The organism is Gemmatimonadota bacterium, assembly GCA_016704275.1.
GTDB lineage: Bacteria > Gemmatimonadota > Gemmatimonadetes > Gemmatimonadales > GWC2-71-9 > Palsa-1233.
This window is the reverse complement of the sequence record JADJAK010000005.1, coordinates 184728-210945: the sequence shown is the minus strand read 5'-3', so window position 1 is coordinate 210945 and position 26218 is coordinate 184728. Positions and strand designations below refer to the sequence as shown.

Annotated in this window: 24 protein-coding genes; 3 read left to right on the top strand and 21 right to left on the bottom strand. The window is 69.9% G+C overall.

Annotated features, from left to right (window positions below; genetic code table 11):
* Position 1 precedes the first annotated feature (1 nt).
* The 14 genes from IPG05_11660 to IPG05_11595 form a co-directional block, all read right to left on the bottom strand.
* A complete protein-coding gene (locus IPG05_11660; protein MBK6495735.1) occupies positions 2-469 on the bottom strand; it encodes a hypothetical protein in 468 nt (155 codons plus the stop codon).
* On the bottom strand, positions 469-786 hold the full coding sequence (locus tag IPG05_11655; GenBank protein ID MBK6495734.1) for a roadblock/LC7 domain-containing protein: 318 nt from the start codon (positions 784-786) through the stop codon (positions 469-471). The genes IPG05_11660 and IPG05_11655 overlap by 1 nt, the downstream gene beginning before the upstream one ends.
* A complete protein-coding gene (locus IPG05_11650) occupies positions 740-1573 on the bottom strand; it encodes a roadblock/LC7 domain-containing protein (protein MBK6495733.1) in 834 nt (277 codons plus the stop codon). Before IPG05_11650 ends, IPG05_11655 begins: the two co-directional genes overlap by 47 nt.
* On the bottom strand, positions 1566-2483 hold the full coding sequence (locus IPG05_11645) for a DUF4388 domain-containing protein (GenBank protein ID MBK6495732.1): 918 nt from the start codon (positions 2481-2483) through the stop codon (positions 1566-1568). Before IPG05_11645 ends, IPG05_11650 begins: the two co-directional genes overlap by 8 nt.
* A gap of 3 nt (positions 2484-2486) precedes the next feature.
* The gene (locus IPG05_11640; protein ID MBK6495731.1) at positions 2487-3641 is read right to left on the bottom strand and encodes a tetratricopeptide repeat protein; all 1155 of its coding nucleotides are present in this window, start codon (positions 3639-3641) and stop codon (positions 2487-2489) included.
* A gap of 1 nt (position 3642) precedes the next feature.
* On the bottom strand, positions 3643-4263 hold the full coding sequence (locus IPG05_11635; GenBank protein ID MBK6495730.1) for a chemotaxis protein CheC: 621 nt from the start codon (positions 4261-4263) through the stop codon (positions 3643-3645).
* Positions 4264-4324: 61 nt separating this feature from the next.
* Entirely contained in the window at positions 4325-5824 is a 1500-nt protein-coding gene (locus IPG05_11630; GenBank protein MBK6495729.1) for a chemotaxis protein CheW, read from the bottom strand.
* Positions 5821-6186, bottom strand: a complete 366-nt coding sequence (locus tag IPG05_11625) for a response regulator (GenBank protein MBK6495728.1) — start codon at positions 6184-6186, stop codon at positions 5821-5823. The genes IPG05_11630 and IPG05_11625 overlap by 4 nt, the downstream gene beginning before the upstream one ends.
* 20 nt (positions 6187-6206) lie before the next feature.
* Positions 6207-6566 (bottom strand): chemotaxis protein CheW, encoded by a 360-nt coding sequence (locus tag IPG05_11620; protein ID MBK6495727.1) that lies wholly within the window; start codon positions 6564-6566, stop codon positions 6207-6209.
* The gene (locus IPG05_11615) at positions 6559-7557 is read right to left on the bottom strand and encodes an RluA family pseudouridine synthase (GenBank protein ID MBK6495726.1); all 999 of its coding nucleotides are present in this window, start codon (positions 7555-7557) and stop codon (positions 6559-6561) included. The genes IPG05_11620 and IPG05_11615 overlap by 8 nt, the downstream gene beginning before the upstream one ends.
* A gap of 16 nt (positions 7558-7573) precedes the next feature.
* Positions 7574-8083: a signal peptidase II gene (gene lspA, locus IPG05_11610; protein ID MBK6495725.1), complete on the bottom strand. Its 510-nt coding sequence runs from the start codon at positions 8081-8083 to the stop codon at positions 7574-7576.
* Positions 8067-8450 (bottom strand): TraR/DksA C4-type zinc finger protein, encoded by a 384-nt coding sequence (locus IPG05_11605; GenBank protein ID MBK6495724.1) that lies wholly within the window; start codon positions 8448-8450, stop codon positions 8067-8069. Before IPG05_11605 ends, lspA begins: the two co-directional genes overlap by 17 nt.
* Positions 8447-11653 (bottom strand): isoleucine--tRNA ligase, encoded by a 3207-nt coding sequence (locus IPG05_11600; protein MBK6495723.1) that lies wholly within the window; start codon positions 11651-11653, stop codon positions 8447-8449. Before IPG05_11600 ends, IPG05_11605 begins: the two co-directional genes overlap by 4 nt.
* Positions 11654-11664: 11 nt before the next feature.
* Positions 11665-12354, bottom strand: coding sequence for a YggS family pyridoxal phosphate-dependent enzyme (locus IPG05_11595; protein MBK6495722.1), 690 nt, complete (start codon positions 12352-12354; stop codon positions 11665-11667).
* A gap of 109 nt (positions 12355-12463) precedes the next feature.
* On the opposite strand from IPG05_11595, the gene IPG05_11590 reads away from it, so the two are divergent.
* The 3 genes from IPG05_11590 to IPG05_11580 are packed head-to-tail and all read left to right on the top strand — an operon-like array spanning position 12464 to position 15508.
* On the top strand, positions 12464-13030 hold the full coding sequence (locus tag IPG05_11590) for a sigma-70 family RNA polymerase sigma factor (GenBank protein ID MBK6495721.1): 567 nt from the start codon (positions 12464-12466) through the stop codon (positions 13028-13030).
* Positions 13031-13032: 2 nt separating this feature from the next.
* Complete coding sequence (locus IPG05_11585; protein ID MBK6495720.1) at positions 13033-15357, top strand: serine/threonine protein kinase; 2325 nt, start codon at positions 13033-13035, stop codon at positions 15355-15357.
* Positions 15347-15508, top strand: a complete 162-nt coding sequence (locus IPG05_11580) for a hypothetical protein (GenBank protein ID MBK6495719.1) — start codon at positions 15347-15349, stop codon at positions 15506-15508. The genes IPG05_11585 and IPG05_11580 overlap by 11 nt, the downstream gene beginning before the upstream one ends.
* A 12-nt stretch (positions 15509-15520) precedes the next feature.
* On the opposite strand, the gene IPG05_11575 is transcribed toward IPG05_11580, so the two are convergent.
* The 7 genes from IPG05_11575 to IPG05_11545 form a co-directional block, all read right to left on the bottom strand.
* The gene (locus IPG05_11575; protein MBK6495718.1) at positions 15521-17893 is read right to left on the bottom strand and encodes a hypothetical protein; all 2373 of its coding nucleotides are present in this window, start codon (positions 17891-17893) and stop codon (positions 15521-15523) included.
* Between the two features lie 86 nt (positions 17894-17979).
* Positions 17980-20346 carry a DUF2723 domain-containing protein gene (locus IPG05_11570; GenBank protein ID MBK6495717.1) on the bottom strand — a complete coding sequence of 789 codons (2367 nt, stop codon included), beginning with the start codon at positions 20344-20346 and terminating at the stop codon, positions 17980-17982.
* Positions 20343-21518 (bottom strand): dihydropteroate synthase, encoded by a 1176-nt coding sequence (gene folP / locus IPG05_11565; GenBank protein MBK6495716.1) that lies wholly within the window; start codon positions 21516-21518, stop codon positions 20343-20345. The genes IPG05_11570 and folP overlap by 4 nt, the downstream gene beginning before the upstream one ends.
* Entirely contained in the window at positions 21515-23500 is a 1986-nt protein-coding gene (ftsH, locus tag IPG05_11560; protein MBK6495715.1) for an ATP-dependent zinc metalloprotease FtsH, read from the bottom strand. Before ftsH ends, folP begins: the two co-directional genes overlap by 4 nt.
* Entirely contained in the window at positions 23493-24032 is a 540-nt protein-coding gene (gene hpt, locus IPG05_11555; GenBank protein MBK6495714.1) for a hypoxanthine phosphoribosyltransferase, read from the bottom strand. Before hpt ends, ftsH begins: the two co-directional genes overlap by 8 nt.
* A 1-nt stretch (position 24033) precedes the next feature.
* Complete coding sequence (gene tilS, locus IPG05_11550) at positions 24034-25344, bottom strand: tRNA lysidine(34) synthetase TilS (protein MBK6495713.1); 1311 nt, start codon at positions 25342-25344, stop codon at positions 24034-24036.
* Entirely contained in the window at positions 25341-26159 is an 819-nt protein-coding gene (locus tag IPG05_11545; protein MBK6495712.1) for a cation transporter, read from the bottom strand. Before IPG05_11545 ends, tilS begins: the two co-directional genes overlap by 4 nt.
* Between the last annotated feature and the right edge of the window lie 59 nt (positions 26160-26218).

The following is a 26218-nucleotide window of genomic DNA, read 5'->3' as shown; positions in this document are numbered from 1 at the left end:
CTCAGGTCCCCCCGAAGAGGGCGCGCAACGACGCATCGAGTTCGCGCTCGAAGCCTTCGGCCAGCACCTCTCGCACCGGCACGCTGCGCGGGGCGGCGGCGGCGAGCCGCTCGACGAAGCGCTGGAAGAAGAGCCGGACGAGGCCAACCGTGGATTGCTCCCCGAACGCGACCAATGCGATCCAGCGGCCGCGCGGCGTGTCGAAGCCGGCGAGCCAGAGGCCGCGTTGCACACCCTGGTGCACCACCACGCGATAGCCGCCGGTGGCATCCACCATCCGCGCGAGTTCGCCGGTCGTGGCGAGGATACCGGCGCCGAGCGACGCCGCCGCCATGACATCGAGAGACCTGGCGAAGCCGTGTTGCGCGATCACCTGCCCGGAGGCCGTGGTGATCAGGGCGAGCCGTGCCGCGGACTCCCGCAGGAACTCGGCGAGCGGTGCCTCCACCCACGGTTCGAGGACGCGCATCAGTCCACCGCCCCGGCGAGGTCGCCCAGCAGGACGCGCAGCCGACCGACTTCGGCCCCCGGCTCGGCGACCGCCACCAGCCAGAGCGGGGTCCCGGCATCGACGGCGAGCAGGGTGCCACTGTCGCCCGCGAGATGGATGAGCCGCGGTGCCGCGGTCGGAATGCTGCGGGCCACGCGCGTGGCGCGCGCGACCAGGGCCGCCACGAGGGCGGCGACATCGGCACCGTCCAGTTGATCCATCGCGGCCTCGGCCACGACCAGACCGTCATCACTCGCCACGAGCGCCGCGCCGCGCACCCCCGGGATCGCGATCACCTCGCACAGCAGCCGCTCCCAACGCTCGAGGCTCATTGGAGACCGCCGATCCATTGCGTCGCCACGGTGGCGGCACGCTGCGCGATGGCGAGCAGTCGGCCGATCGGTGTTGCGGCGCTGCGCACCGCGAGCAGCGCCGCACCGGGGCGACCGGGAGCACGGCGAGACGAGCGTCGGCACACTCGACGACCAGGTACTTGACGCCGCCGAGGCCGAGCAACCGCGCACTGCGCGTCGCTTCGCGCAGCAACCCGGCCGTCTCCGCCGCCGCGGCGTCCGCAGCGTCGGCACTGCGCTCGGGACCCACGCCACCACTCAGCCGCATCCCGTCGGCATCGCAGAGGAGCAGGCCACTGGCCGGATCATCGAGTCGAATTGGCTCATCGGCGGGTACTGACGGGCGACGACTGCGCACCCGGTCGAGCGCACCGAGCAACGTGGCATCGTGCGGGGCGCGAGCCACGGCCAATTCGAGATGGCGTTCGGCGGCAGCGAAGTCGTGGCCACGGAAGGCCAGGAAGGCGAGTCCCTTCAAGGCACCGAGGTGGCCGGGCTCGCAGGCCAGCGCGGCGCCCCATGCTTCGGCGGCGGCGCGATCGTCGCCCCGATCGGCCTCGATGCGACCGAGCAAGTCATGGCCGGCGGCGAGGGTCGGCCATTGACGCAGTCCGTTCATCGTGACGGTGGCCGCCGCGTCGAGTTGGCCGTGCTGCCGCAACCGCTCCCCGAGGTCGAGGAACGACGGCGCGCCCGCAGGCGTCGACGAAGGGGAGAACGAATCACTCACGATGGTCGTGCAATGCCTCCAGCATGGTGCGTGCGGCGGCGATCAGCGCCCCGGCTTCCTGCGCCAATGTCGGGTCGGCCTGTTGCCAGGACTCCCAGGCGCGGATGGCGCGGTCGAACCGCCCTGCCCCGACTTCCGCGAGGCCCAGCAGCCGCCATGCCTCGCGATCGGTGCGGACGCTGCCGACCCGCTGTTCCAACAACGCGACGGCCTCATCGTAGCGGCCCGCCTCGATGGCAGCGCGCGCCGCCAAGGCATCGTTGGCCGGTGCCGCCGCCAGTTCAAGTATAGTGGCCCCCTGCAGTGCCCGGACGCGATCACCAACCGTCTCCAGCGGCTCGTCGAGGGTCCCGGCGATTGCACTGACGTCCCGGCGCCCATCGACCGCATCGAGGATCCGCCAATCGAGCGGGTCGAGCTCCGGCGGCGCTCCCACCGCGAGCCGATCGTCGGCCACGAAGACCGGAATCGCGTGGAAATCGTCGAGGAGCGCCGCGAGCTCCACCCGCTGCGACTCGCGCCCCACCAGTTCCAGCAGGATGGTGTCGACCGCGATGTCGAGCGGCCCGTCATGGCCCTGCTCTTCGGCAAAGTCGAATCGCCCACGGGCCCAGTGCAGCATGTCCGCGAGGGTCCGCATCGCGAGCTCGTGTTGCATCGCGTCGCGCGACTCGGTGGCGAGGTCCGGGCGAATGGCATCGGTGACGGAGAGGTGGCGCGCCACCAGGGCTCGCTCGACCGCGGCCTCGCCCGCGTCGGGCTCGACCGACACGACCCGGCCGGCGCGCAACCTGACCGTGCGCGGTGCCGCCGGATCCAGTCCGACCACCTGCAAGGTGCCGTGCCGCGCGCCGCGTCCCAGCAACTGCAACACCTCGACCAAGCCGATCTCGTGTAGTGGCCCGTGCATCGGTCAGCCCGCCCGCGCGGCAAAGAGTGCGGCGAGCTGGCGCGCCGAGCGTGCGTGACGGCGTGACATCGTACCGAGGGGACTCTCGGGATCGGTGCGACCCACCGCCTCCCAGTCGGCCAGCGCCTCGTCGTATCGCCGCAGCTTGGCAAGCACGACGCCGCGGTGGAAGAGGGCCGCGGGTTGGGCCGGATCGCGAACGAGCACCTGATCGAAGACCGCGAGCGACTCCCCCAGGTGCCCGGTCTCGAGCAACGAACGCCCCAGCGCCAACAGCACCTCGTCGGTGCCGTCGGACGCACCAGGGCGCTCGCTCCCCGCCGGGAGCTCCACTGGGATACTGCCGGGCACCGGCGTCAGCAGCCACACCTGCGGCAGATACCACGGCGAGAGCAGCAGCCCACGTCGCGTCGCGGCGAGTGCGGCGGCGGGGTGGCCCAGCCTGTCATGCGCGAGGCCGAGGGTGAAGTGCGCGCGGGCCAGGTCGTGCTCGAGTTCCACGGCGACCTCGAGCGACTGCAGGGCATCGGCGGCGGCACCGTCGAGGAGTGCCGCGTAGCCCGCGAGCGCGTAGAGCGCCGCCGTCGGCGCACTCGCCGTCAGCGCCTGGGTGACCGCACGGCGCGCGGCCGGCACCTCGCCGCGTCGCAGGAGGGCGAGCGCATGATTGTGCGTTGCCCACGGGGCGCCGCCGGCAATGGCGCGCTGCCACGCGCTGTTCGCGGCGTCATGCTCGTGGCGTTGTTCGTGGAGCACCGCGAGCCCGTCGGACGCGGCAGCCGCGAGATGCGAGACGGAGACGGCGGCGAGGTAGCAGGTCTCCGCGACAGCAAGCGCCCCTTCGCGATGCGCGGCGACGGCGGCCGCCAGCGCCGATGCGCCACCGGAGATGTCGACCGGCGGGTGACGTGTGGCGCTGGCGGGGGCGAGAAGGAGACCGTCATTCCGGCCGGTGACCAACCGTTCAAGCGTCTGCCACGCGGCGCGCGGCGCGCCGGGTTGCGCCACGGCCTCCCGCACGGCCTCGATCGCCGCCGCGTGACTGCCACGACGCGCGGCGAACCAGGCGAAGTTGGTGAGCGTCGCCGGGGAGGCCGCGCCGAGGCGTCGGCGCAGCGCCGCGATGCGCGCCGCTTCCGGACCCTCGGGGGTGGCCATCTCAGTCGAGCCGGATCGCCTCGAGGATCGCCTGGATCGAGGCCTGGTCGGGCATCAGCAGAAACGCGCCGGTCAGCGGCGCTTCGGCGCCCTCGGCGCGGAAGGCGGTGTCGACACAGAAGACCAGGTCCGATCGCGACTCATTCGGATCCACCGTCGCCGCGATGGCGTCGGCAGTCCGGCCGATCGTCAACGAGGGGACGGAGGGGAGCAACATCATCCCCATGAAATTCGACAGCGCGGTCAGGTACGCCGAGCAGACGATGTTGCCGACTTCCTTGAGACCCGACTGCTCCAGTTCGCCGAGGGCCCGCTGCGGACCGATCGGACGGCGGAGGATCAGGTCGCAGAGTCGCGTCGCATCGGCCTCGCCGAAGACCAGCAACGAGCGGCCGGTGAGGTCGCCGAGCATCCGCATCGCCACCACGGCGACGTGGTCGCCGAAGAGCGAGACCATCGCGGGCACTTCGCCGAAATTCACGCGCCGCACCTGCGGCACCGAAATCATGATCCGCCGATCGGTCAGCTGTGACAGCGCCGTGGCGGCGTGCCCCGCGCCAATGGTGGCAACCTCGCGGAGACCATCGCGGCGAAGGGTGTCGAGGTCATTGGGATTCGTCATCTGCACTCCAAGTGAAGTCGGACAAATCGATGATCGATCATCGATCATCGATCATCGATTCCTACACTACGCTGGCCAGGTCGAGCAGCAACGCCGGTCGACCATTGTCGAGCACCGTCGCGCCGGTGATCCAACGCGGCATCCCGCGCGGTCGATCCATCGGCTGCACCACGGCATCGACCTGGCCGTGAATCGCATCGGCCAGGAGAGCGACGCGCTGCCCGTTGGCTTCGAAGACGAGCGCCGGGCGGCGGGCGGGTGGCGCCTCGCCGCGATAGAGCAGCAAGCGCCGCAGGTCGAGCACCGGGATCAGCTCGCCACGCAAATCGATCACCGCACGGCCATCGACGTGCTGCACCGCCTCCGGTTCCCACGGCAGGAATTCGGCGACGTGCGTCAGCGGCATGACGTAGCGCTCCTCCCCGATCGAGGCGACCAGCGCCCGCACAATGCCGAGGCGGGTCGGCAACCGCACCACGAAGGTCGTGCCCCGCCCCGGCACCGTGGTGAGGGAGAGCGACGCGCCGAGGTCGTGCAAGCGGGACGCCACGACATCGAGCCCGACGCCACGGCCGGAGACATCCGTCACCGAGGCCGCCGTGCTGAAGCCGGGCCGAGCCAGCACGGCGAGCAGTCCGTCGTCATTGAGCGAGGCATCGGATTCGAGAATCCCCTGCGCCACCGCCCGCGCGGCGACGGCCCCCCGATCGATGCCGCGGCCATCGTCACTCAGTTCGAGCACCACCGAATCCCGATCGCGGCGTGCCTTGAGCGACACCGACCCGGCCGGGCGCTTGCCGAGGGCGCGGCGCACGTCGGGGGATTCGAGGCCGTGGTCGACGGCGTTCCGCAGCAGGTGGATCAGCGGCTCGGCCAGTTGATCGAGCACGGCGCGGTCCACCTCGAGTTCCTCGCCCTGCACCTGCACCGTCACCTCTTTGCCGAGCTGCCGGGCGAGGTCGCGCACGATCGGCGGGATCCGCTCGAACACCTCGCTCAACGGCGCGAGGCGGACATGGAGAATCCGGTCCTGCAGCGTGTCGAGTCGGCGCGCCATCACCTGCGCCGCACGTGCCACCGGCGACAGGGTGTCCCGCTCGGCGTGGCGCTCGAGTTCCTGCCGAGCCGTCACCAGCCCGCCGAGGTCCTCGAAGAGCGCATCGAGGCGATCGAGGTCGACGCGGACGATCCGTGCCGGCGCGGCGGCCTGTCCGCTCGGGGCGGCCTCACCCTCGGCTGCCGCGGCGGCCTCGCAGCCGATGGCGATCTGGTCGAGCGTCGCCTCGAGGTCACGAAGCCAGGCCCGATCCGCCGGGTCGCCGCTATCGCGCACGGCGACGATCGCGCTCTCGGTGGTGTGGGCCAGTTCGGCGATCGCCTCGTATTCGAGCGAGGCGGCCATGCCCTTGATGGTGTGGAGGGTGCGGAAGACCTCGTCGGCGGGGGCGCGCTCGGCGGGGTCATCGCGCCAGGCCGCGAGGGCCCGGCGCGCGCCGGCCAGCAGCGAGCGCGACTCCGCCGCGAAGAGCGCGACGTACCGCGCCCGCCGCACCTCGGTCATCCCGCCAGAACGCGCTGGACGGCCTCGAGGACGCGGGCCGGCTGGAACGGCTTGACGACGAAATCCTTGGCCCCGGCCTGAATCGCCTCGACCACGAGCGCCTGCTGCCCCATGGCGGAGCACATCAGGATCTTGGCGTCGGGATGGGCCGTGACGATCGCCCGGACGGCGTCGATCCCGCCCATGTCCGGCATCACGATGTCCATGGTCACGATGTCGGGGAGGAGCGCCTTGTACCGCTCGACGGCCTGCAGGCCGCTTTCGGCCTCGCCGACGACGTCATAGCCGGCCCCGGTGAGAATGTCGGCGATCATGGTTCGCATGAAGATCGCGTCGTCGCAGATGAGCACCCGATGGGCCACGCTGGCCTCCGGCTGAAGGGTCAGGCAAAGATCGCGGATGCGACCTGGTCGAGGTCCAGCGTTGCAAGGCCCGTGCGCGGCTCGGCGGCCAGCTCCACGACCCCGTCGACGGCCACCGCGAAGCGGTGTCCCCCGGCGTCCACGACGACCACGTCGACCTCTCCCCCAGTATCGCCCGACAGCCCCAATGCCCGGATAGGGTCGGCCACGGTCAGCACCCGGCCGCGGTGATTGACCATCCCCCGGACCGCCGGTGGGGTGCCCGGGACCCGCGCCACGACCGCCTCGCGGAGGACCTCGATCACGCCGGTGACCGGGATGAACCAGCGGGTGCCGGCGACCCGGACGACCAGCCCGCCCACCCCGGCCCGCTCAGCCATCCGACCCGAAGAAGCCGATCGCGTCCAGGACCTCTTCCCGCGGCATCGTCAGGTCCCCGGCGCCGGCGGCCTGAAGCAATGGCCAGAGGTCGGCCGGCCAGGCCGAGCGCAGCTCCAGCGGCACCCCGCTGCTCGGGTGGCGGAACGCCAGAAGGGCGGCGTGAAGTGCCTGCCGGGGGGCCAGGGCCTCGAGTTCCTTCGCCTTGGCCTTCCCCACCCCGGTGATTCGCTTGGCCCCACCGCCGGGGTAGACCGGGTCTCCCACGATGGGGTGCCCGATCGACTCGAGGTGGACGCGGATCTGGTGGGTCCGGCCGGTGTGCAGCTCGAGCCGGACAATCGAGACCGGCCCAAGCCGGACGATCGGGAAGGCATCGGTCCGAGCGGCCCGTCCATCGGCCTGGATCGACATCCGCTTCCGGTCCTTCGGGTGCCGTGCCAGGGGCGCCTCGATGATCACCTTCTCCTCGTCGAGGTGGCCCCAGACCATGGCGGCATAGACTCGCGAGACGCGCCGCGCGGCAATCATCTGCCCGAGGCGACGGTGGGCCAGGTCGGTCTTGGAGACAATCAGCAGTCCACTGGTGTCGCGGTCGAGCCGGTGCACGATGCCGGGCCGTCCCTCGGCACCGCCGGCGAGCGTGGTGCCCCGAGCCACCAGGGCGTTCACCAGCGTGTCATCCCAGTGCCCGGGGGCAGGATGCACGACGAGGCCCGCCGGCTTGTCGATGACGGCGAGGTCTTCGTCTTCGTGGATGACGGTCAGGTCGATCGGATTCGGCGTGATCCGCCGCGGTTCCTCGGTCTCGGGAATGTCGACCGTGACGACGTCGCCGCGCGCCAGGAGATGCGACGCACGGAGCACCTTGGCGCCGCAGCGAATGTGACCGGCGGCGACGATGCGCGCCGCCACCGTGCGCGAGAGTTGCAACTGATCGGCGAGATAGCGGTCGAGCCGCTCTGCCTGCACTGGGACGACGGAGAATTCCACGACCGGGCCTGACCGCCTAGGCGGTCGGCGCGGGAGCGCGCCGCGCATCCTCGCGCCAGAGAGAAATCGCGAGGGCCAGCGCCCCGCAGGTGACAGCAATGTCGGCGACATTGTAGGTCGGCCAGCGCAATCCTTCGCCGATCCCCATGTCGATGAAGTCGACCACCCCGCGCGCCGAGAGGACGCGATCGATGAGGTTGCCGACCGCGCCACCCGCCACGAAGGCGAGGGCGAGCTGACGGAAGCGGTCGGCCACGTCGGCCTCCCGCCACATCTTGTACAGCACGACGACAGCGACGCAGGCGATCAGCATGAAGGCCCAGCGCGAATAGCTGCCGAGATGGAGCCCGAAGGCGGCGCCGGTGTTGTACACCAGCCGCCATCGGGTGAAGTCCCCGATGACCGGGATGGGCGCGTCGCCCCACACCAGACGGCTCTCCGCGATCATCTTGGTGATCCGGTCGAGCAGCACGGTGACGGCAAGCACGCCCCAGAACGGGACCCGGCGATCAGCGCTTCTTGGCATCCTCTTCCTTCTCCTTGCAGGAGATGCAGAGTCGGGCGTGGGGCAGTGCGTCGAGCCGTTCGAAGTCGATCAGCGCGCCGCACTGATGGCACTTGCCGAAGTTCGCGGGGCTGTTGTACAGCCGGCGGAGCGCCTCGTTGAGGTGCCACAGGTAGCGGCCTTCCTTGGAGGCCATCAGGAACTGCTTCTCGCGTTCCATGGCATCGGTGCCCTGATCGGCCATGTGGAGCGAATACGACGAGAGGTCGCCGTCGGCGCCCTGCAGCGTGTTGTTGAACTGCTCGTCGTAGTAGCCGAGTTCCTTCATGACGCGCGCGCGCTCCTCCAGGAGCCGCCCCTCGAGATGCTTGAGCTGGGTCTTGGTCACGATGCGTTCACCTGTGCGGGGCCGGAATGGGTCCGGCCGTTCCCGAGCTGGCGTACCGCGAGTGCGCCAGCGTGTCCCTCGACTTCGAATGCCTCCTGCCGATCGGGCTCCGTCGCGGCCTCCCCGATCGTGAACTCGCGCGCCAGCGTCTCGCCGGCGATGTACTCCTGATGCACCCGCGCCGCGTCGAGCAATGCGGCATCCCCCGTCAACGAGAGCGCGATACGCGCGCTCACCGCAAAGCCGGCATCCTTCCGGAGCCGCTGGACGCGACTCACCAGCTCGCGGGCGAGCCCTTCCTGGGCCAGCGCCGGCGTCACGACCGGATCGAGCGCCACCACGAACGGCCCGGCACTCGCCACCGGCCAGTCGGTGACCACTTCGCGCTCGATGGTCACGTCCTCGGGGAGGAGCGTGTAATCGGCGGTGACGGTCTCGCCTTGCTCGAGCGCACGCAGTTGGTCGGCGGTGAGCAGCGCCACCGACGCGGCGACTCCCTTCACTTCGGCACCGAAGCGCTTGCCCAAGGTCCGGAAGTTCGGCTTGCCGCGCAGTCGGACAAGATCGGCGTCCGACGTCACGATCTCGACACGCTTGACGTTGGTCTCGCCCTGCAGCAGCGGAATCAACGCGTCGAAGTCGGCGCCGCGCACCTCGACCGGGACGGCGACGCGGATCGTGGCCAGCGGCTGCCGGACCCGAAGCGATGCCGTCTCCCGCGCCGCACGGCCGAGCGAGGCCAGGCGCCGGATGCCGTCCATGGCCCGGTCGAGCGCCGGGTCCAGGCGGCCAGCATCCACCGGGAACGGCGCCAGGTGCACGGAGGTTCCCGTCATCGCCCGGTGGAGCCAGTCGCTGGCGAACGGCGCCGCCGGGGCGAGCAGGCGCGACACCGAGACCAGCGTCTCGCGCATGGTGGCCACCGCCGACGGATCGGCCTCGCGGCCAGGCGCCCAGAAGCGACCACGATTGAGCCGCACCCACCAGTTCGACAGATCGTCGACGACGAACTCGGTCAGCGCGCGCACACCAGTGGTCACGTCGTAGCCATCGAACGCCGCCCGCACCGCCGCCACCGTGGCGTCGAGACGCCCGAGCAGCCAGCGATCGGCGAGCGGACGGTCCGCCGCGGCCGGGGCCGCCGCGCCGTCGGGGCCGGCGTACAGCGAGAAGAAGTGGTACGAGGCGCGCAGCGTGTTGAGGAAGCCACCCGCGGTCTCGACGAGTTGCCGCTCGTCGAAGCGCTTCGGCTGCCAGACCTGACTCGACAGCACCATGTAGAGGCGCGCCGCATCGGCGCCGTGCTTCTCGACCAGCTTCCACGGATCGACGACGTTGCCCTTGCTCTTCGACATCTTGTGACCACTGGCGTCAAGCACCAGCTCGTTCACGATGACGTTGCGGTACGGCGCCGCATCGAACGCCGCCGTGCCGATCGCCAGCAGCGAGTAGAACCAGCCACGCGTCTGGTCGATCCCCTCGCAGATGTAGTCCGCCGGGAAGTGCCGCTCGAACTGCTCGACGTTCTCGAACGGATAGTGCCACTGCGCGTACGGCATCGACCCGGAGTCGAACCAGGTGTCGATCACTTCCGGCACGCGGCGCATCGTCCCGCCGCCCGGCGCGGGCCAGGTGATCTCGTCGACCCACGGCTTGTGGACGTCGAGGTCGCCGGTCGGCGTGAAGCCGGCCTTCTCCTTGAGTTCCGCAAACGAGCCGATCACCTCGACGTACTCGGGATCGCGGTCACTGACCCAGATCGGCAGCGGCGTGCCCCAGTACCGCTCGCGCGAGAGGGCCCAGTCGATGTTGTTGCCGAGCCATTCGCCGAAGCGCCCGGTGCCGACCTCGGGCGGATGCCACGAGATCCCGGCATTCAGCTCCTGCATCCGCGCCTTGACCGACGACGTCCGCACGAACCACGACTCGCGGGCGTAGTAGATCAGCTTGCTGTGGCAGCGCCAGCAGTGCGGATAGCTGTGGATGTACTGCTCGGTCTTGAGATGCCGGCCGAGCTCCTTGAGCTTCCGGATCAGCATCTCGTTGGTGTCGTCGGCGGTCACCAGCTGACCGTTCAGCTCCGGCCACGACGTCCCGACAAAGGTGCCGTCGCCCGCGACCGGGCGCACCAGCGCGAGCCCATGCTCGCGGCCAGCGGCGTAGTCGTCCGCGCCGAACGCCGGCGCCATGTGCACGAGGCCCGAGCCGTCATCGGCGGTGACGAACGCGCCCGTCACCACAATGGAGTGCGCCCCGTCGGCCGGCATCGTCACGATGCCGAACGGCCGCGCGTAGCGGAGTCCGGCGAGCTGCGCCCCCGGCACACTGGCGCCCATCGTGGTGCCCTCGCCCAGCAGCTCTGCCGCCTTGGCCGCACGCGACGCGGCGAGCACGAAGGTCCGCCCCGGATGCGCCGGCGACGTGAACTCCGCGTACTCCAGCTCCGGATTCACCGCGACGGCCACGTTGCTCGGCAGCGTCCACGGCGTCGTGGTCCAGACGACCAGCTCGCGCCCCGAACCGTCGCTGAGCGGGAAGGTCACGTACACCGACTTGTCCTTCACCTCTTGGTAGCCCAGCGCGAGCTCATGCGAGGAGAGCACCGTCCCGCAGCGCGGGCAATACGGCGAGACGCGGTGACCACGGTACAGCAGCTCCTTCTGGAAGAGCCGCTGCAGCAGCCACCAGACCGACTCGACGTATTCCTTGGTGCAAGTCACATAGGCATTGTCGTAGTCGAGCCAGTACCCGGTGCGGTTCGAGAGCTGCACCCATTCGTCGCGATAGGTGAAGACGCTCTCGAGGCACTTCTTCGAGAACTCGGCGACGCCATACGCCTCGATGTCCTTCTTGCCGGCGAAGCCGAGCTGCTTCTCGACCTCGAGCTCGACCGGGAGGCCGTGCGTGTCCCAGCCGGCGATCCGCGTGACCCGCTTCCCCTGCATCGCCTGGTAGCGGCAGATCAGGTCCTTGATGGTGCGCGAGAAGACGTGGTGAATGCCGGGACGACCGTTGGCGGTCGGCGGGCCCTCAAAGAACACGAAGCCTTCGCCGTCGGCGGTCGCGGCCTGCACCTGCTGGAAGAGCCCCTCGGCGTCCCAGCGCGCGAGGAGATCGCGTTCGAGCGCGTCGGCGCCACCGTCCGGCCACGCAGGGTGGCGGGCGGCGGTGAATTCGGTCGAGGGTGTTTCGTCAGCGCTCACGTGGTCGTCGGTCAGGGTTGGGGCCGAGGCCCGAAAAGAATCGATCCGAGGCGGAGCATCGTCGCTCCCTCCGCCACGGCGGCCGGGTAGTCCCCCGACATCCCCATCGACAACTCGGGGAGCCGGTGACCCTCGGCCTGCATCTGGTCTCGCAACGTCCGCAGCATGGCAAAGGTGCGCCGCTGGACGGTCTCGTCGTCGGTGAACTCGGCCATCGTCATCAGGCCATCGACCCGGAGGCGCGGCATCGTGCGCATCGCGTCGAGCAGCGCTGCGAGGTCGGTCGGCTCCACCCCGCCCTTCTGCGGCTCGGCAGAACAGTTCACCTGCACCAGCACCGGCTGGACGGCGGTCGACTCGGCTCGGCGGTCGAGTTCGGCGGCCAGCTCCGCGCGGTCCACCGAATGGATCAGGGCGAACTGCCCCACCGCCTGCCGTGCCTTGTTCCGTTGCAGCCCGCCGATCAGGTGCCACTCGACCGCGAGGTCGGCGGTCGCGGCCATCTTGGGGAGCGCTTCCTGAACCCGGTTCTCGCCAACGGCATCCAATCCGGCGGCCGCAGCGGCCCGGACAGCCTCGGGACCATGGGTCTTGGTCACCGCCACGATCCTGACCGGGTGGGTCCACCCGCCGGCCTGCTGCTGCTCGGCGATCACGCCCCGTATGGCGGCGATTCGGCCCGTGAGGCCCGGTTCTGGCATAACTGGGAAATATAGCCGGAGGGGGGTGGCCAAGCCCGTCCCGCCCCCCACCTTGACGCCACCCCCGTGCCGGGGGAGTATCCGGTATCCCTCCCAACCCCACGGACCGATGGACGCTGCCCGTTCCGACGTGACCACCCTCCTCGCCGCCGCCTCGAGCGGCAGTCCCGACGCCCTGTCGGCACTGCTCCCCGTGGTGTACGACGAGCTGAAGCGGATGGCCGCCGGACAGCTCCGTCTGGAACGGGACGACCACACCCTGGGGGCCACCGCGCTCGTCCATGAGGCGTTCCTCCGGCTGACAGGTGGCACCACGCCGACCTGGGAGAACCGGGCCCACTTCTTCGGGATCGCCGCCCAGGCGATGCGCCGCATTCTGGTGGAACACGCCCGCCGCCGGAACGCCCAGAAGCGCGGCGCCAAGCATCAGGTGACCCTCGACTCGCAGGTCGACCTGGCCGATGGCGCGCCGAGTGAGGAAGTGGTGGCCGTCGACGAGGCCCTCAACCGGCTCGCTGCCCTCGACGCGCGCCAGGCGAAGATTGTCGAGCTGCGCTACTTCGTCGGCCTCTCGATCGAGGAGAGCGCCGACGTCCTCGGCATCTCCCCCGCCACCGTGAAGCGCGACTGGACCTTGGCCCGCGCCTGGCTGCACCGCGAACTCCAGGCGGCCTGACGGTGGCGCTGCCGGCAGATCGCTGGGGCGAGCTCTCCACGCTCTTCGCCGAATTGATCGACCTCCCTGCCGCCGAGCGCGCCACGCGCCTGGCGGCACTGGCGCACGACGCTCCCCTCCATGCTGAGCTCTCCTCCCTGCTCGCATCCGCCGACGACGTCGGCGAACGATTCGAGCAGGCGGCGTCGATGCCTTCAGCGAGTGCACCAGCGATGGTGCCAACCATGGGCCGTCGGGTCGGGCAGTACGAGTTGCTCCGGGAGATCGGTCAGGGCGGGATGGGGACGGTGTACGAGGCACATCGCGCCGACGATCAATACCGCAAGCGCGTCGCGATCAAGATGGTTTCGCTCCTGGGCGACCGGACGCAGGCACTCGCCCGCTTCCAGCGCGAGCGGCAACTCCTTGCGCGGCTCGAGCACCGGAACATCGCGGCGCTCCTTGATGGCGGCGTCACGCCCGAAGGCGAGCCGTACTTCATCATGGAGTATGTCGAGGGGCAGCCGATCGACCAGTGGTCCACCGCCCATCACCTCGGCCTCCGTGACCGACTCGCGCTCTTCCGCCAGGTCTGCGCGGCGGTGCAGTACGCGCACGAACACCTCGTGATCCACCGCGACCTCAAGCCGGGCAACATCCTCGTCGCGGAGGATGGCACCGTCAAGCTGCTCGACTTCGGCATTGCCAAGCTGGCCGATCCGACGGTGCTGGGTGGCGATGACCTGACCCATACCGGCGTGACGCCGATGACAGTGGCGTACGCCTCGCCCGAACAGCTGCTCGGCGGCGAGGTCACCACGGCCAGCGACATCTACTCGCTCGGCGTGGTGCTCTACGAACTGGTGACCGGCGTGCGTCCCTTCGCACCCACTGCGCGTGGTGCCCTGGTCGAGCGCGGCGTGCCGACGGCGCCGAGCCGCGCGGTCACGGCCGAGTCGGCGGTCAGCGAGCAGGACACGGCCGCCCGGCTGCGCCGTTCGCTCGCCGGCGACGTCGACTCGATCGTGCTGATGGCGCTGCGCCCCGAGGCAGAGCGCCGGTACCGGACCGCGCAGCAGCTGGGCGATGACCTGCAGCGCTATCTCGGCGGCCTGCCGGTGCTCGCACAGCCGGACACCATCGGCTACCGGCTGGGGAAGTTTGCTCGGCGCAACCGGATGGCGGTGGCTGCAGCGGCGCTCGCCGTGGTGGCGCTGGTCGGCGGCACCGTCGTCTCGCTGCGGCAGGCGCAGGTGGCACGCGCCGAGCGGGACCGCGCCGTCTTCGAGCAGCAGCGCACCGCGCAGGTGACGCAGTTCTTCCGCGACGTGCTCTCGGCTGCGAAGCCGCAGGAGTCGGGCAAGGGGACGACGGTGGTCGAGGCGATCGATCTGGTGATCCCGCGGATCGACTCGTCGTTCGGTAGTGCCCCCGACCTGCGCGCGGCGATCAAGAACACGCTGGCGTCGACGCTGATCGACATGGGGCTGTACGACCGCGCGCGGCCGCTGATGCTCGATGCGGTGCGGCTGCAGGATTCGCTCGGCGAGCAAGTGTCGCTGCGCGAGCGGGCCGACGGCCTCTACAACCTGGCAGGGCTGGAGACGGAGATCGGGTCGCCGGAGCGGGCGGAGTCGCTCTACCGGCGATCGCTGGTGATGTACGGCAAGGTGCCCGGGATCGACTCGGTCGAGATCTACCGGGGGATGAACAACCTCGCGAATGCCATCTCCGAGCAGGGGCGGGTCGCCGACGCCGCCGCGGTCTACGCGCAGGTTGCCGACCGTATCGCCGCGCTGCGCCCCGATGTGAGCTCGGCCGTGGCGCTCACCAACTACGCCACCGCGCTCGCCACGCTGGGGCGGTATGTGGAGGCGGAGCCCCGGCTCCGTTCGGCGGCGGCAATCTTCGCGAAGACGCGTGGACCGGATGATGTGCGCGTCGGCAATGCGTTGCAGCCGTTGGCGGGGGCGCTGCTCTTCCAGGGGAAGTACGCCGAGGCCGATAGCGTGGCGCGGCGAGCGATCGCGATCTACACCGCCACGCTTGGTGCAGACAATCCGGGGACGCTGGCGGCGGTGCGGATGCGGATCAACATCCTGGCCGATGCGGGGCGGTGCGCCGAAGCGATCGCGCCGGCCGAGGGGATCGTGGCGCTGCGCGGGAAGGGGCTGAGCGAGCGCGACGCGTCACTCAACACGGCACTGCTCTTCCTCGGATGGTGCCAGGCCGAACTCGGCGATCCGGCACGCGGGGAGCGGACCGCACGCGAGGGATTGCGGCTGCGGCGCGCGGCGTTCCCGCCGAATCACTGGGCCATCGCCCAAGGGCGAGAGCATGGTCGGTGACATCCTCGCGCGGCGCGGCCCCGCCTTCCGTGCGGAGGCGGAGCGGTTGCTGCGCTCAGGCTATGAGGGGATGGCGCGCGAACTCGACTCGACGCATGTGCGGGTCAAGCAGGCGAAGGCGCGCATGGAACGGGTCGTTGGAACCAAGTAGGCCCCCAGACCGTCACTTCACCACCGCCAGCCACGCCACCGCCGACGCCGACTCCTCCCCGCCCCGCACCGTCAGCCGCACCCGATAGCGCCCCGGCGCCAGGTTCTGGAGCCCGAGCGACCGGGACACTTCCGCCCGCGTGTCGGTGGCGGTCGTCTCGAAGTCAATCGAGAGCCGTGCCGGCTTCTTGGCATCGTCCTCGGCGCCGAAGAGTTCCAGTCGGGTGGCGTAGCGTGCGCCACTCTTCAGCCCCGCCAATTGGTAATACACTTCCGCCGTCCCACCCTTGGGGTAGGCGTTGAGCGGATGCAGCGGCACGGTCGTCGCCCCCGACTGCCAGCGCACGCCACTGCCCTCGCGGCCAAGGACGATGTCCGAGACGCTCAGCGCGGCGCGAGCGGCCGGGACGACGACTTCGCCGAGTCGTGCGATCGAGCCGAGATCGCCCTGGCTCAGCACCACCGTCGCGACGTAGCGCCCCGGTGCGACCGGGAGCTCGACCAGGCCGGTGAGGTACTGCTCGCCGGCGAGCGGCGCCGCGGTGGCAAAGCGGCGCAGCGTGTCGAGGTCGAAACGGGTGCCGTCGCTCCGACGCGAGAGCATCACTTCGACGCGCACCGGATAGACGGCGCGGCCACCGGCCTCGGGCGGCGTGGTGTATTCGAGCTGGGCCCCGGGGACCGCGAAGGCAACGACCGCGCGTCCGGCGCCGCCGCTGGCGCGATCGAGCCCGTAGATCTGCACCGTGGGCGCGAAGGCGCGGGCGAATGGTCGGGCGTTGTCGTCGGTGGTGGTCGCTTCGGTGATGGCGTCGAGGCCTTTGCGGTGGAGGCGCTGGATGCGGGCAGTGGAGTTCACCCTGGCGTCGAGCTCGAGGCGATCCTTGGAAGGGTTTTGACTCGACGGCGGGGTGTAGTCGCCCATCCCTTCACCCATGATCTTGAGACCCCCACGAGGATCTGCGTTCAAGGTGCAGAGCGACTGGTCGATGCCGCACAACTGCTCACGTTGCAACGGGTTCGCCGTCACCAGTGACGGGACGAGGACTGATGCCCCCGCCTGCCCATCGAAGTTCTCCTCCCGAAACTGCAGGACGAGCGACCCCTCAGGGCGGTCGTAGCGCCACGCTTCGAGGGCGACGCCATCAGCAGTTCGTGCGACCTTCGTTGGCTTGCCGTGGCGAACCCAGATCACGCCGCGGTCATCGATGAGCGTCTGCGTGGTGCGGAAGGCGCGAAACGGCGAATTGGGGCCCATTCCCATCGCATCCCCAGCGAGACGCTGCATCGCAATCGCTCCTTCCTTCCCATCGGGGACCCCCACCGAGTGCAGCGCCTCTTTGATCATCCCGTCATCCACCTCATAGTCCATCGCGAACGCCATCCCGGCGTTCTTCTGCACGCCGACTTGCGGCACGACACGCTGGAAGACCTCGAAGGCGTATTCCATCCGCGTATAGTGTTCGATCAGTCGAGCGCCGTCGGGGCGGGCATCGCGCACGTCACGCCGTGCCCAGAAGTCGCCGAGCCACGCCGAGGCTTGTGCGGGGGGCAGTGAGTCCCAGTCCGCCAGCTCCTGCGGCTCGGCGACCCACGCCAGCTCCTTCCGATAGGCGGCGCGGGCCGCTGGGTTCGTGTCGGCCGCCCCAGCGAGCAGCGCTGCCCGGCCCGCCTGCGGGTTGCCGGCCTGATAGTGGGCCCGCGCCAACACGATCCCAGCGAGGCCGTTCGGTCGGTCGGGAGTGCCTCGGATCGGCGTGAGGAAGCGCACGGCGGCCGGGCCGTTCTTGGCGGTTACCGCCACGACCCCCGCCTGGTATCGGGCCGCCGGACTCAGCAGTCGTTCCACACGCTCGAGCATCGCGAGCCGTTCACCGACGCGCGACGCCCCCTCGCGCGGCACCGATGCCATCGCGAGTGCCTCGGCAGCCAGCACGAACGTCGAGTCCAATTCGAGGGATCGAACCAAGGCGTACCCCGCCCCGGCCTCGTTGCTGACGCCCACCGGGTGCAGCGCCCCGCTGCGCGAGAGGCCGCCGGTCCGCGCCACCTGCAAGCGCGCCACGCCGAGGCCGTACCATGCCACCGGCCACTGGGGGCGCTCGCCGACCACGCGCTCCAGCAGGTCGCGCGCCTTGGTCGCCTCGCCCTTGTCGGTCAGGAGCTCGGCCCGGCGGGTGGAGACCAGCGCTTCACAGAGCCGCTGCAGCGCGGCGTCACCGGGGCAGGCAAACGCCGAGGGCGGAGCGGACGCGGTGGCGGCGCCGAGGTAGTGGAAGAGCGAGTCGATACGGGGGCGGTCGGCCGGCGCCTGCGCGTGGAGCGCCGACGCGGAGAGGAGCACTGACACCACTGCGACGCGGGCGAACGTGGCATGGCCAGGCATGCGGGGCTCGACGGAGGGGGATTGTTGAGGATAACCCGAAGGTGACGGCCAGGGGAACGTGGCGCGCACATTCCCCTGGGGCCGGCCTACTTCCCCGGCACCACCCCCGCCCCACCCCGTCCCTTCAGCTGCGCCAGGAAGCCGGCCACGCCAGGCTGGTCGGCCATCTTCAGCGAGGTCTCCAGGAACGGAATCGCCGCCGCGGTGTCGCCCACCATCACCGACGCGACCGCCGCCTGCACGAACGGGATCGCCCACGTCCCCGACATCGCCCGGATGTTGGCATCGAGACGATCGGTGCCACCGTCGAGCAGCTTGCCGTACTTCCACGTCTCGTTGATGAGCCGCGTCGTGGTCGCGAGGTCGATCGGCGTCTTCCCCGGCCCGACCGCATCACCACCCACCGCGCCCGTCACCGGCACCGTCGGCATCACGATCGCCAACCCCTGCTGCACCAACTGCGGCCCGAGTCCGTAGAGCTTGTTCGCCGTGGTGACCGACCACGCGATGGGCCGCACTCCGGCGTTGGTGATCAACACCTGCAACAGCAGCATGTCCTTGGCGTAGATCGCATCGCCCTTGGTGAGCTCGACCGAAAGGCCGTTGCGAAGCTGAATGGCCTGCGACTTGTCGACCAGGAACGGCGAGAAGGCGTTGATCGCCGAGTCGGAGATGGTGTGGATCGGGCCGTTGAGGTCCGGCACCGGCGCGGACTGCCACACCGCCGCGAGGTTGGCCCGGTCGAGTGGACCTGCCTTCCAGTTCCGCAACTGCCGCTGGTACCACTCCGTCTCGGCCAGCGCGAGGCAGACGATCGTGACATCACGCCGCACGCCCTCCACCGCCTGCGCATACCAGAGCGGGAAGGTGTCGTTGTCGCCCCAGGTGAAGAGGATCCCGCCCGGCGGCACCGACTGCAGCAACGCATGGGAGAAGTCCCGCGCCAGCGTCGCCTCGGGCGTCTGCTTCCGCGTCGCCATCCGCGCGTTGAGCACCGCCGGCAGCAGTGCGAGGCCGAAGACCGCCACCGCCATCGATCGGCGCGCCACCGGTAACCGCAACGCCGTGGCCCGCACCAGGTCGGCAATGCCGAGCGCCGCCCAGAACGCCCACGCCACGAAGCTCGCGACGAAGAAGTAGTCGCGGTCGCGCACCTCGTGCGCATCGAGCCCGGGCCACTGCTCCCACCCGATGCTCGGCCCCGGCTTGAAATTCATGTACAGCAGCAGTCCCAATCCCGTCACCAGGAAGAGGATCAGCATCATGTGGAAACCGGTCCGGTCTTCCCGACGCTGCGCCACGGCACCGCGCATTCCAAGCGACGCAAAGACGAGCGTCATCAGCAGGCGGAACGGGGCGAAGGCGATGTCCCCGAGGGAACGCGCCCACTGCCAGTCGAAGTACTGGGCGTAGTTGGCGAGCTGGTAGCCCAGCATCGTCAGCGTGCGTCCGGTGTTTTCGGGGCCATGGTAGGCGGTCGGATCGTCGAGCGGTGTCCGCACGGGGTACTGCGCCCGCCGGATCACGGCGAGGAGCGCATCCCAGGTCGAGGCATCGGCCTCGTTGATCCACGGACCCTGCTTGGCGCGGAAGTAGATGAAGAGATAGGGCGTCACGCCGATCGCCACGATCAGCAGCGCCATCGCCACGAAGCCGAGTTGCTTCCGGCCGATCGCCCAGACGCCAGCGACCGCCACCAGTGCCGCGGTGCCGAGCGTGAGCGTGGTGCTGCCGAGGCCGAGCGCAATCAAGAGCAGCCAGACCGTGCCAACCACCGCGATGCGAGCCTGCTCCGCTCGCCGCGCGGTCGGGTCGGCCAGCGGGCCCAGCCACGACGCACTCATCAACGCCGCCACCAAGGCCGGCCCGACCAGCAGGCCGAGGAGGTGGTTGCCGATGGAGAGGCCGCCGAGATAGAGCAGGACCAACAGCAACCGTGCACCGTGGCCACTGGTGCGCGCCTCGCGCCACCGCGTCACCGTCCATGCGGCGAGCGCGATGATCATCATCGCGACGGCATAGACCTCGGTTTCGACGGAGTTCTGCCACATCGTGAAGGAGAAGGCGGTGACCAGGGCCGCGGACCAGCCGGCACCCAAAGCGAGAGGCGAGAAGCGAGAAGCGAGAAGCGAGGTCTCAGAGCGAGCTGCTTCGCCCCGGGCCACGGACGTGTAGGCGACGAGGAACCAGCAGCCGGCGGCGATCGAGCTGCAGATGGCGGAGAGCAGGTTCAGGCGCCAGGCGTACTCGCCAACCGGCAAGAGCATCGCCCAGACGTGGGCCACCATCACGAAGAGCGGGGTGCCTGGCGGATGCGGAACGCCCAACGTCTTCGCGGCGGCAATGAATTCGCCGTCATCCCAGAAGGTGACCGACGGCGCCAGCGTAACCAGGTAGCCGAGCAGCACGACCAGCGATGCGGCCGCGGCCCAGCGATACGGTGGGCGGTTCACTGCCGGCTCCGCCATAGTGCCTCCGCAACGGCCAGGGCATCTCGTGTCCCTTCGGGATCATGGACGCGGAAGAGTCGGGCCCCGCGGTCGAGCGAGAGGGCGCAGGCGGCGGCGGTCGCACGGTCACGATCCTCGAGCGGACGACCGGTGACCTCGCCGAGGAAGCGCTTGCGCGAGGCACCGATCAGGACCGGCGATCCGAGGGCCACGACGGCAGCCACCTGATCGAGGAGCGCGATGTTCTGCTCGGGGTGCTTCGCGAAGCCGAATCCGGGGTCGAGCACGATGGCCTCCATGGCAATGCCGGCCGCAAGCGCGGTGGCGCGTGACACGTCGAGTTCCCGCGTGACGCCGCCGGCCACATCGCCGTCGTACTCCGCGGCGTCGTAGCTGGCGAGGCGCCCGACCTCCCCACGTGAATGGGAGAGGACGATACCCGCCTTGTGACGCGCCGCGACGCCCAAGAGTTGCACGTCGTGCCGCCCGGCGGTGACGTCGTTGACGATCGCCGCCCCGGCGTCGAGTGCGGCCTGGGCCACCTCATGCTTGACGGTGTCCACCGAAATGAGCACGTCGGGGTGCTCCCGGACGATCGCCATGACCGCCGGAAGGACCCTGGCCATCTCCACGTCGAGCGGCACCGGCGGCGCGAACGGCGCCGTCGATTCGCCACCCAGGTCAATGACCCCCGCCCCACCGGCCAGCAAGGCGTCGACACGGCGCAGGACCGCGGCCTCATCGGTCGCGGTGCCGCCATCGCTGAAGGAGTCGGGGGTGACATTGAGGATCCCCATCAAGACCGGGGACTCGAGTGAGAGCGCGCCGCGGGCGTGCCGCCATTCGACGGGACGGTCCGCCGGCATCGCCATCCCTATGGCATGGGCCAGATCGCGCACCGCCTCGGGCTGCACCCACGGCCGCGCAAAGGCGCCGAGTCGCGACCGGGCCCCGGTGAGGATGATCCAATCCTCACCGGTGACCATCTCGAGGCCGAGCTTGTTGGCGACGGGGAGCATCGCCTCGATCATCGTCGAGGCAATGCCGGTGACATGGAAGGCGGAGGTTTCGAGGCCGGAGGCGGTGAGCCGACAGACCTCGCCCTCCCATCCGTGGGACAGGAGGGCGTCACGGATCGCGGCGGGAGCGCGATCCGAGAGGGGGGTGACGATCACGCGCCGGCGGGTTCTGCCGGTGGCGCCCCGAGGATCGGCGTCCGCATCCCGGTCGACTCCGTCCGCACCGGTGACACCGGTGGGGCGGGCGGCAGCGGGGGCGGCGGCGTGACCCGCGGCGGGAGCGGCTGGTTGTTGTTCAGCAGCTCGAGATCATCGCGGTCGATCGTCTCGCGCTCCAGCAGCGCCTGCGCAATCCGCTCGAGGAGGTCGCGATTCTGGTTGAGGAGCAGCAACGCCTTGGCGTACGCCTCGTCGATCAGCCGCTTCACTTCGCCGTCGACCATCCGGGCGGTCTGCTCGGAGATCTCACGACGCGCGCCGAAATCGCGACCGAGGAAGACTTCCTGCTCGCGCTCGCCGACGGCCATCAGGCCGATGACCTCGCTCATGCCGAACTGGGTGACCATGCGCCGCGCCAACGCGGTGGCACGCTCGATGTCGTTCCCCGCCCCGGTCGTCACCGCACCCTTGCCGAAGATGATCTCCTCGGCGGCCCGGCCGCCGAAGAACATCGCCAACGAGCCGATCAGCCAGTCGAGGGTGTAGTTGTGCCGGTCGGTCTCGGGCAGCGAGGCCGTGAGCCCCAACGCCCGGCCACGCGGGATGATGGTGACCTTGTGCACCGGATCGGAGCCCGGCGTCTTCATCGCGACGACGGCGTGGCCGGCCTCGTGATAGGCCGTGAGCTTCTTCTCGTTCTCGGTGAGCACCAGCGAGCGACGCTCGACGCCGAGCATCACCTTGTCCTTGGCGTCCTCGAAGTCCGACATCTCGACCGACTGCTTGTTGTTGCGCGCGGCGAGCAGCGCGGCCTCGTTGACGAGGTTCGCCAGGTCGGCGCCCGCCATCCCCGGCGTCCCCTTCGCAATCGTCGCGAGGTTCACGCCCGGAGCGAGCGGGATCTTGCGGGTGTGCACCATCAGGATCCCTTCGCGGCCCTTGACGTCCGGCGCATCGACGACGATCTGACGGTCGAAGCGGCCCGGGCGCAGCAGCGCCGGGTCGAGGACGTCGGGACGGTTGGTCGCGGCGATGAGGATCACGCCGTCGTTCGACTCGAAGCCGTCCATCTCGACCAGCAACTGGTTCAGCGTCTGCTCGCGTTCATCGTGCCCGCCACCCAGGCCGGCACCACGATGACGGCCGACCGCGTCAATTTCGTCGATGAAGATGATGCACGGCGCGTGCGCCTTTCCCTGCTCGAAGAGGTCGCGGACGCGGCTCGCACCGACGCCGACGAACATCTCGACGAAGTCGGAACCCGACATCGAGAAGAAGGGACGGCCCGCCTCGCCGGCCACGGCCTTGGCGAGCAGCGTCTTGCCGGTGCCCGGCGGACCGACCAGCAGGGCGCCCTTGGGGAGCCTGCCGCCGAGCCGCGTGAACTTCTGCGGGTCCTTGAGGAACTCGATCACTTCCTGCAGCTCGACCTTCGCCTCGTCGGCGCCGGCCACGTCGGCGAAGGTCAGCTTCGGCGTGTCGCCGGTGAGCAGCTTCGCCTTCGACTTGCCGAACGCGAACGCGCGGTTGCCGCCGGCCTGCATCTGCCGGAAGAGGAACCACCAGAGGCCGATGATGACGACCCACGGCAGCGCCGTGATGAGGAGCACCGAGAGGCCGTTCTTGGTCTTCGAGGCGGTGACCGCGACGCCGGCGTCCTCGAGGCGCGTGATCAGCGCCTCGGAGTCCTTCACCGGGAGGAGGACCGTGAATTCCTTCACCGGGCGCCCATCCTGGGTCACGGCGGTGCGGAACTCGCCCTTGATCATCTCGCCCTCGACGACGTCCGCCTTCGCGATGTTCCCGCCGGCCAGCTGCCGCGTGAACTCCGTGTAGGTGAACTCGCTCGGCGAGCGCTGCTTCCCCATGTACTGGAAGAGCGCGATGAAGAGCACCGCGATGAGCGCCCAGAACGCGAGGGTCTTGCTCAGGTTGCCCCAGCCAGTGGACGGGGGACGGGGAACGTTGCGATCAGCCATCAGTCAGGTCACCGATGAACGGGAGGTGGCGAAAATCTTCGGCATGGTCGAGGCCGTAGCCCACGAGGAACGCCGGGGGTGCCGTGAATCCGACCCACCGCAACTCGGGGATCGGGGTCGGGAGCAGCTTCTTGTCCAGCAACGAACAGACCGCGACGGAGGCCGGATTCCGTGCCTGCAACAGGCCGAGCAGCTTCAGCATCGTGCGGCCGCTGTCGATGATGTCCTCGACAATGACGATGTGCTTTCCTTCGAGCGGCGTTTCCGGATCGTAGAGCAGGCGCACGGTGCCACTCGAGACCGTCCCCGTGCCATAGGACGACGCCACCAGGAAGTCGAGATGCAGCGGGCGGTCGATCTGCCGGACCAGGTCGCTCAGGAAGATGAAGCTTCCCTTGAGCAGGCCGAGGACCAGCAACTCGCCCTCGGGATAGGCGGCCGTGATCTCGTGCCCCAGTTCGCGCACCCGGTCGGCGATCGTCGCCTCGTCGAAGACGACGCGGAGAGCGTGACCGCCTGCGCGGCGCTGCATCTCAGGCGAAAGCTGCGTGGGCACAGAGCGCCTCGGTTCCTTCCGTGGGGATGCGGGCATCCGATCGGCAGATGCCCGGCACCCAGACAATGGTCGCGTCCGCATCGACGACGACCGGCCAATGACTGCGACGACCGGGAGCGATCCGGGCCTCGCGGAGCAGCACCGAGACCTGGCGATGGCCTCGACCCCCAAGGGGACGAATCCGGTCCCCCGAGTGCCACGCCCGAACCGTGTACTGTCCGGGGTCCATCGCGGTCGACCACCCCTCCCGAACCAGCACGGGTGCCGGTGCCAGCGCGGCGCGGAGCGTGAGCGGTCCGAAGGTGATACCCGCCCCCTGCCCCAGAGTTACCCATTCCGGTGCGGGGCCCGCCGGGAGACGAAATGCCAGCCGTCCGAAGGCGAGTTCCGCCTCGAGGCCAGCCGCCAATCGAATCCGCGCGTCGCGGCCCGACAACAGCCGATCCACGGCCGCCAAGCGCCGGGCCCCGAGGGGCACCCCGCACCGTCGGCCGAGGGCTGCCACCACCGCATGTCGCAACGCCGAACGATACCCCCGGAGGAGGGGGGCGGCAACGGAAAAGCCCGCCGGCTCGGCGGTCAACGCCAACTCCGGCAGCTGGTCCAGCAGCTGGTCCCACCCCGTTCGGGCGTCGCGCGCCTGCCAAGCTGCGGTGAGTAGCCGCTCACGGACATCCGGAAGGCGTGCGGCAACCGCCGGGAGGACCTCTCCCCGAAGCCAGGAGCGGAGATGGCGGACGTCGCGGTTGGCGGGGTCCTGCCACGCCTCGATCCCTTCCGCCGCCAGATGCGCCGCCAGGCGCTCTCGGGGGAGTTCGAGCAGCGGCCTGACCCATGGCCCATTCCGAGCGGCCATCCCCGCCAGTCCGGCCGGACCACTCCCCCGAAGGAGTCGAAGGAGCACGGTCTCCGCCTGGTCGTCGGCGTGGTGCGCCAACACAATCACGGGAGCTCCGGCCTCGGCGGCCAGCTCGCGAAGCGCCGCCCGCCTGGCCAGCCGCGCCTTCGTCTCGGTCGTTCCGGCGTCGAGGTGCAGCGTCGTGGTGAAGCAGCGAAGACCGCGAGCGCTGGCCGCCCGTGCGACCGACTCGGCCACTGTGGTGCTCTCCTTCGCGATGCCATGATCGACGTGGCCAACCGCCAAGGTGCGCCGGTGCAGTGTCGCGCCGCGATGCAACAGGTCGAGAAGCGCGATCGAGTCCGGACCGCCCGAGACGGCGACGAGGCAGCTCTCCCCATCCGCGGTCAACGCCGTGAGGCGGTCGGCGACTTCCGCCACGAGGCTCATTGCGGTTCGTACGGCTCCATGTGGACCAGCACATGACACACCGCCGGCACCGAACTCCGGATGCGACCCTTCACGATCCCGCTGAGGATGTGCGCCTCGTGCAGCGTGAGCGCGGGATCGCCCTGCACGTGGAGATCGACGTCGAACTGCGTGCCGACGCGTCGGGCGCGGAGCTTCTCGATGTGGCGCACCCCTGGCGTCTCCATCGCCGCCTGCGAGACGGCCGCGAGGAACTTCTCCTCTGGCGCGCCGTCCATCAGCTCGTGAATGGCGGGGCGAATGATTCGGACGCCATTCGCCAGAATGACGAACGCGGCCACGATCGCGGCGGCCTCGTCGCACCACTCCCACCCCTTGCCGCCGACCAGTGCGGCGGAGATGCCGACGAACGCTGCTCCAGAGGTGATCGCGTCGCTGCGATGGTGCCACGCGTCGGCATGTACCGTCCCACTGTTGTCGACCGCAGCGGCGCGAAGCACCCGGCGGAAGAGCGTCTCCTTCACGATGACGACACCGACCAGCACCGCGAGCGTGAAGGGGGCGGGCGGGCGATGGGGAATCAGCATCTCGCGCACTGCCTCGAGCATGATGCCGAGCGCGGCGCCGAGCAGCATCAGGCCGACGGCGGCGGTCGCGAGCGGCTCCGCCTTGCCGTGGCCGTACGGGTGGTCGTGGTCGGCGTCCCGTGCGGCGACCGAGAGGCCGCCCCACACCACCAGCCCGCCGGCGATGTCGGCGACCGACTCGACGGCATCGGCGATCAGCGCGTAGGAATTGCCCAGGATGCCGGCGAGTCCCTTGAAGATCGCCAGCATCAGGTTGACGAGCACGCCGAGGCGCGCGGTCCCGATCCCCTCGCGCTGCGGCGGCTTGG

Excerpts from the sequence above, each read along its gene's own strand:
- IPG05_11660 (MBK6495735.1), bottom strand. The coding sequence starts at position 469 with ATGCGCGTCCTCGAACCGTGGGTGGAGGCACCGCTCGCCGAGTTCCTG.
- IPG05_11645 (MBK6495732.1), bottom strand. The coding sequence starts at position 2,483 with ATGCACGGGCCACTACACGAGATCGGCTTGGTCGAGGTGTTGCAGTTG.
- IPG05_11640 (MBK6495731.1), bottom strand. The coding sequence starts at position 3,641 with ATGGCCACCCCCGAGGGTCCGGAAGCGGCGCGCATCGCGGCGCTGCGC.
- IPG05_11635 (MBK6495730.1), bottom strand. The coding sequence starts at position 4,263 with ATGACGAATCCCAATGACCTCGACACCCTTCGCCGCGATGGTCTCCGC.
- IPG05_11630 (MBK6495729.1), bottom strand. The coding sequence starts at position 5,824 with ATGACCGAGGTGCGGCGGGCGCGGTACGTCGCGCTCTTCGCGGCGGAG.
- IPG05_11620 (MBK6495727.1), bottom strand. The coding sequence starts at position 6,566 with ATGGCTGAGCGGGCCGGGGTGGGCGGGCTGGTCGTCCGGGTCGCCGGC.
- lspA (MBK6495725.1), bottom strand. The coding sequence starts at position 8,083 with ATGCCAAGAAGCGCTGATCGCCGGGTCCCGTTCTGGGGCGTGCTTGCC.
- IPG05_11595 (MBK6495722.1), bottom strand. The coding sequence starts at position 12,354 with ATGCCAGAACCGGGCCTCACGGGCCGAATCGCCGCCATACGGGGCGTG.
- IPG05_11590 (MBK6495721.1), top strand. The coding sequence starts at position 12,464 with ATGGACGCTGCCCGTTCCGACGTGACCACCCTCCTCGCCGCCGCCTCG.
- IPG05_11580 (MBK6495719.1), top strand. The coding sequence starts at position 15,347 with ATGGTCGGTGACATCCTCGCGCGGCGCGGCCCCGCCTTCCGTGCGGAG.
- IPG05_11575 (MBK6495718.1), bottom strand. The coding sequence starts at position 17,893 with ATGCCTGGCCATGCCACGTTCGCCCGCGTCGCAGTGGTGTCAGTGCTC.
- ftsH (MBK6495715.1), bottom strand. The coding sequence starts at position 23,500 with ATGGCTGATCGCAACGTTCCCCGTCCCCCGTCCACTGGCTGGGGCAAC.
- hpt (MBK6495714.1), bottom strand. The coding sequence starts at position 24,032 with ATGCAGCGCCGCGCAGGCGGTCACGCTCTCCGCGTCGTCTTCGACGAG.
- tilS (MBK6495713.1), bottom strand. The coding sequence starts at position 25,344 with ATGAGCCTCGTGGCGGAAGTCGCCGACCGCCTCACGGCGTTGACCGCG.
- IPG05_11545 (MBK6495712.1), bottom strand. The coding sequence starts at position 26,159 with ATGCTGGCGATCTTCAAGGGACTCGCCGGCATCCTGGGCAATTCCTAC.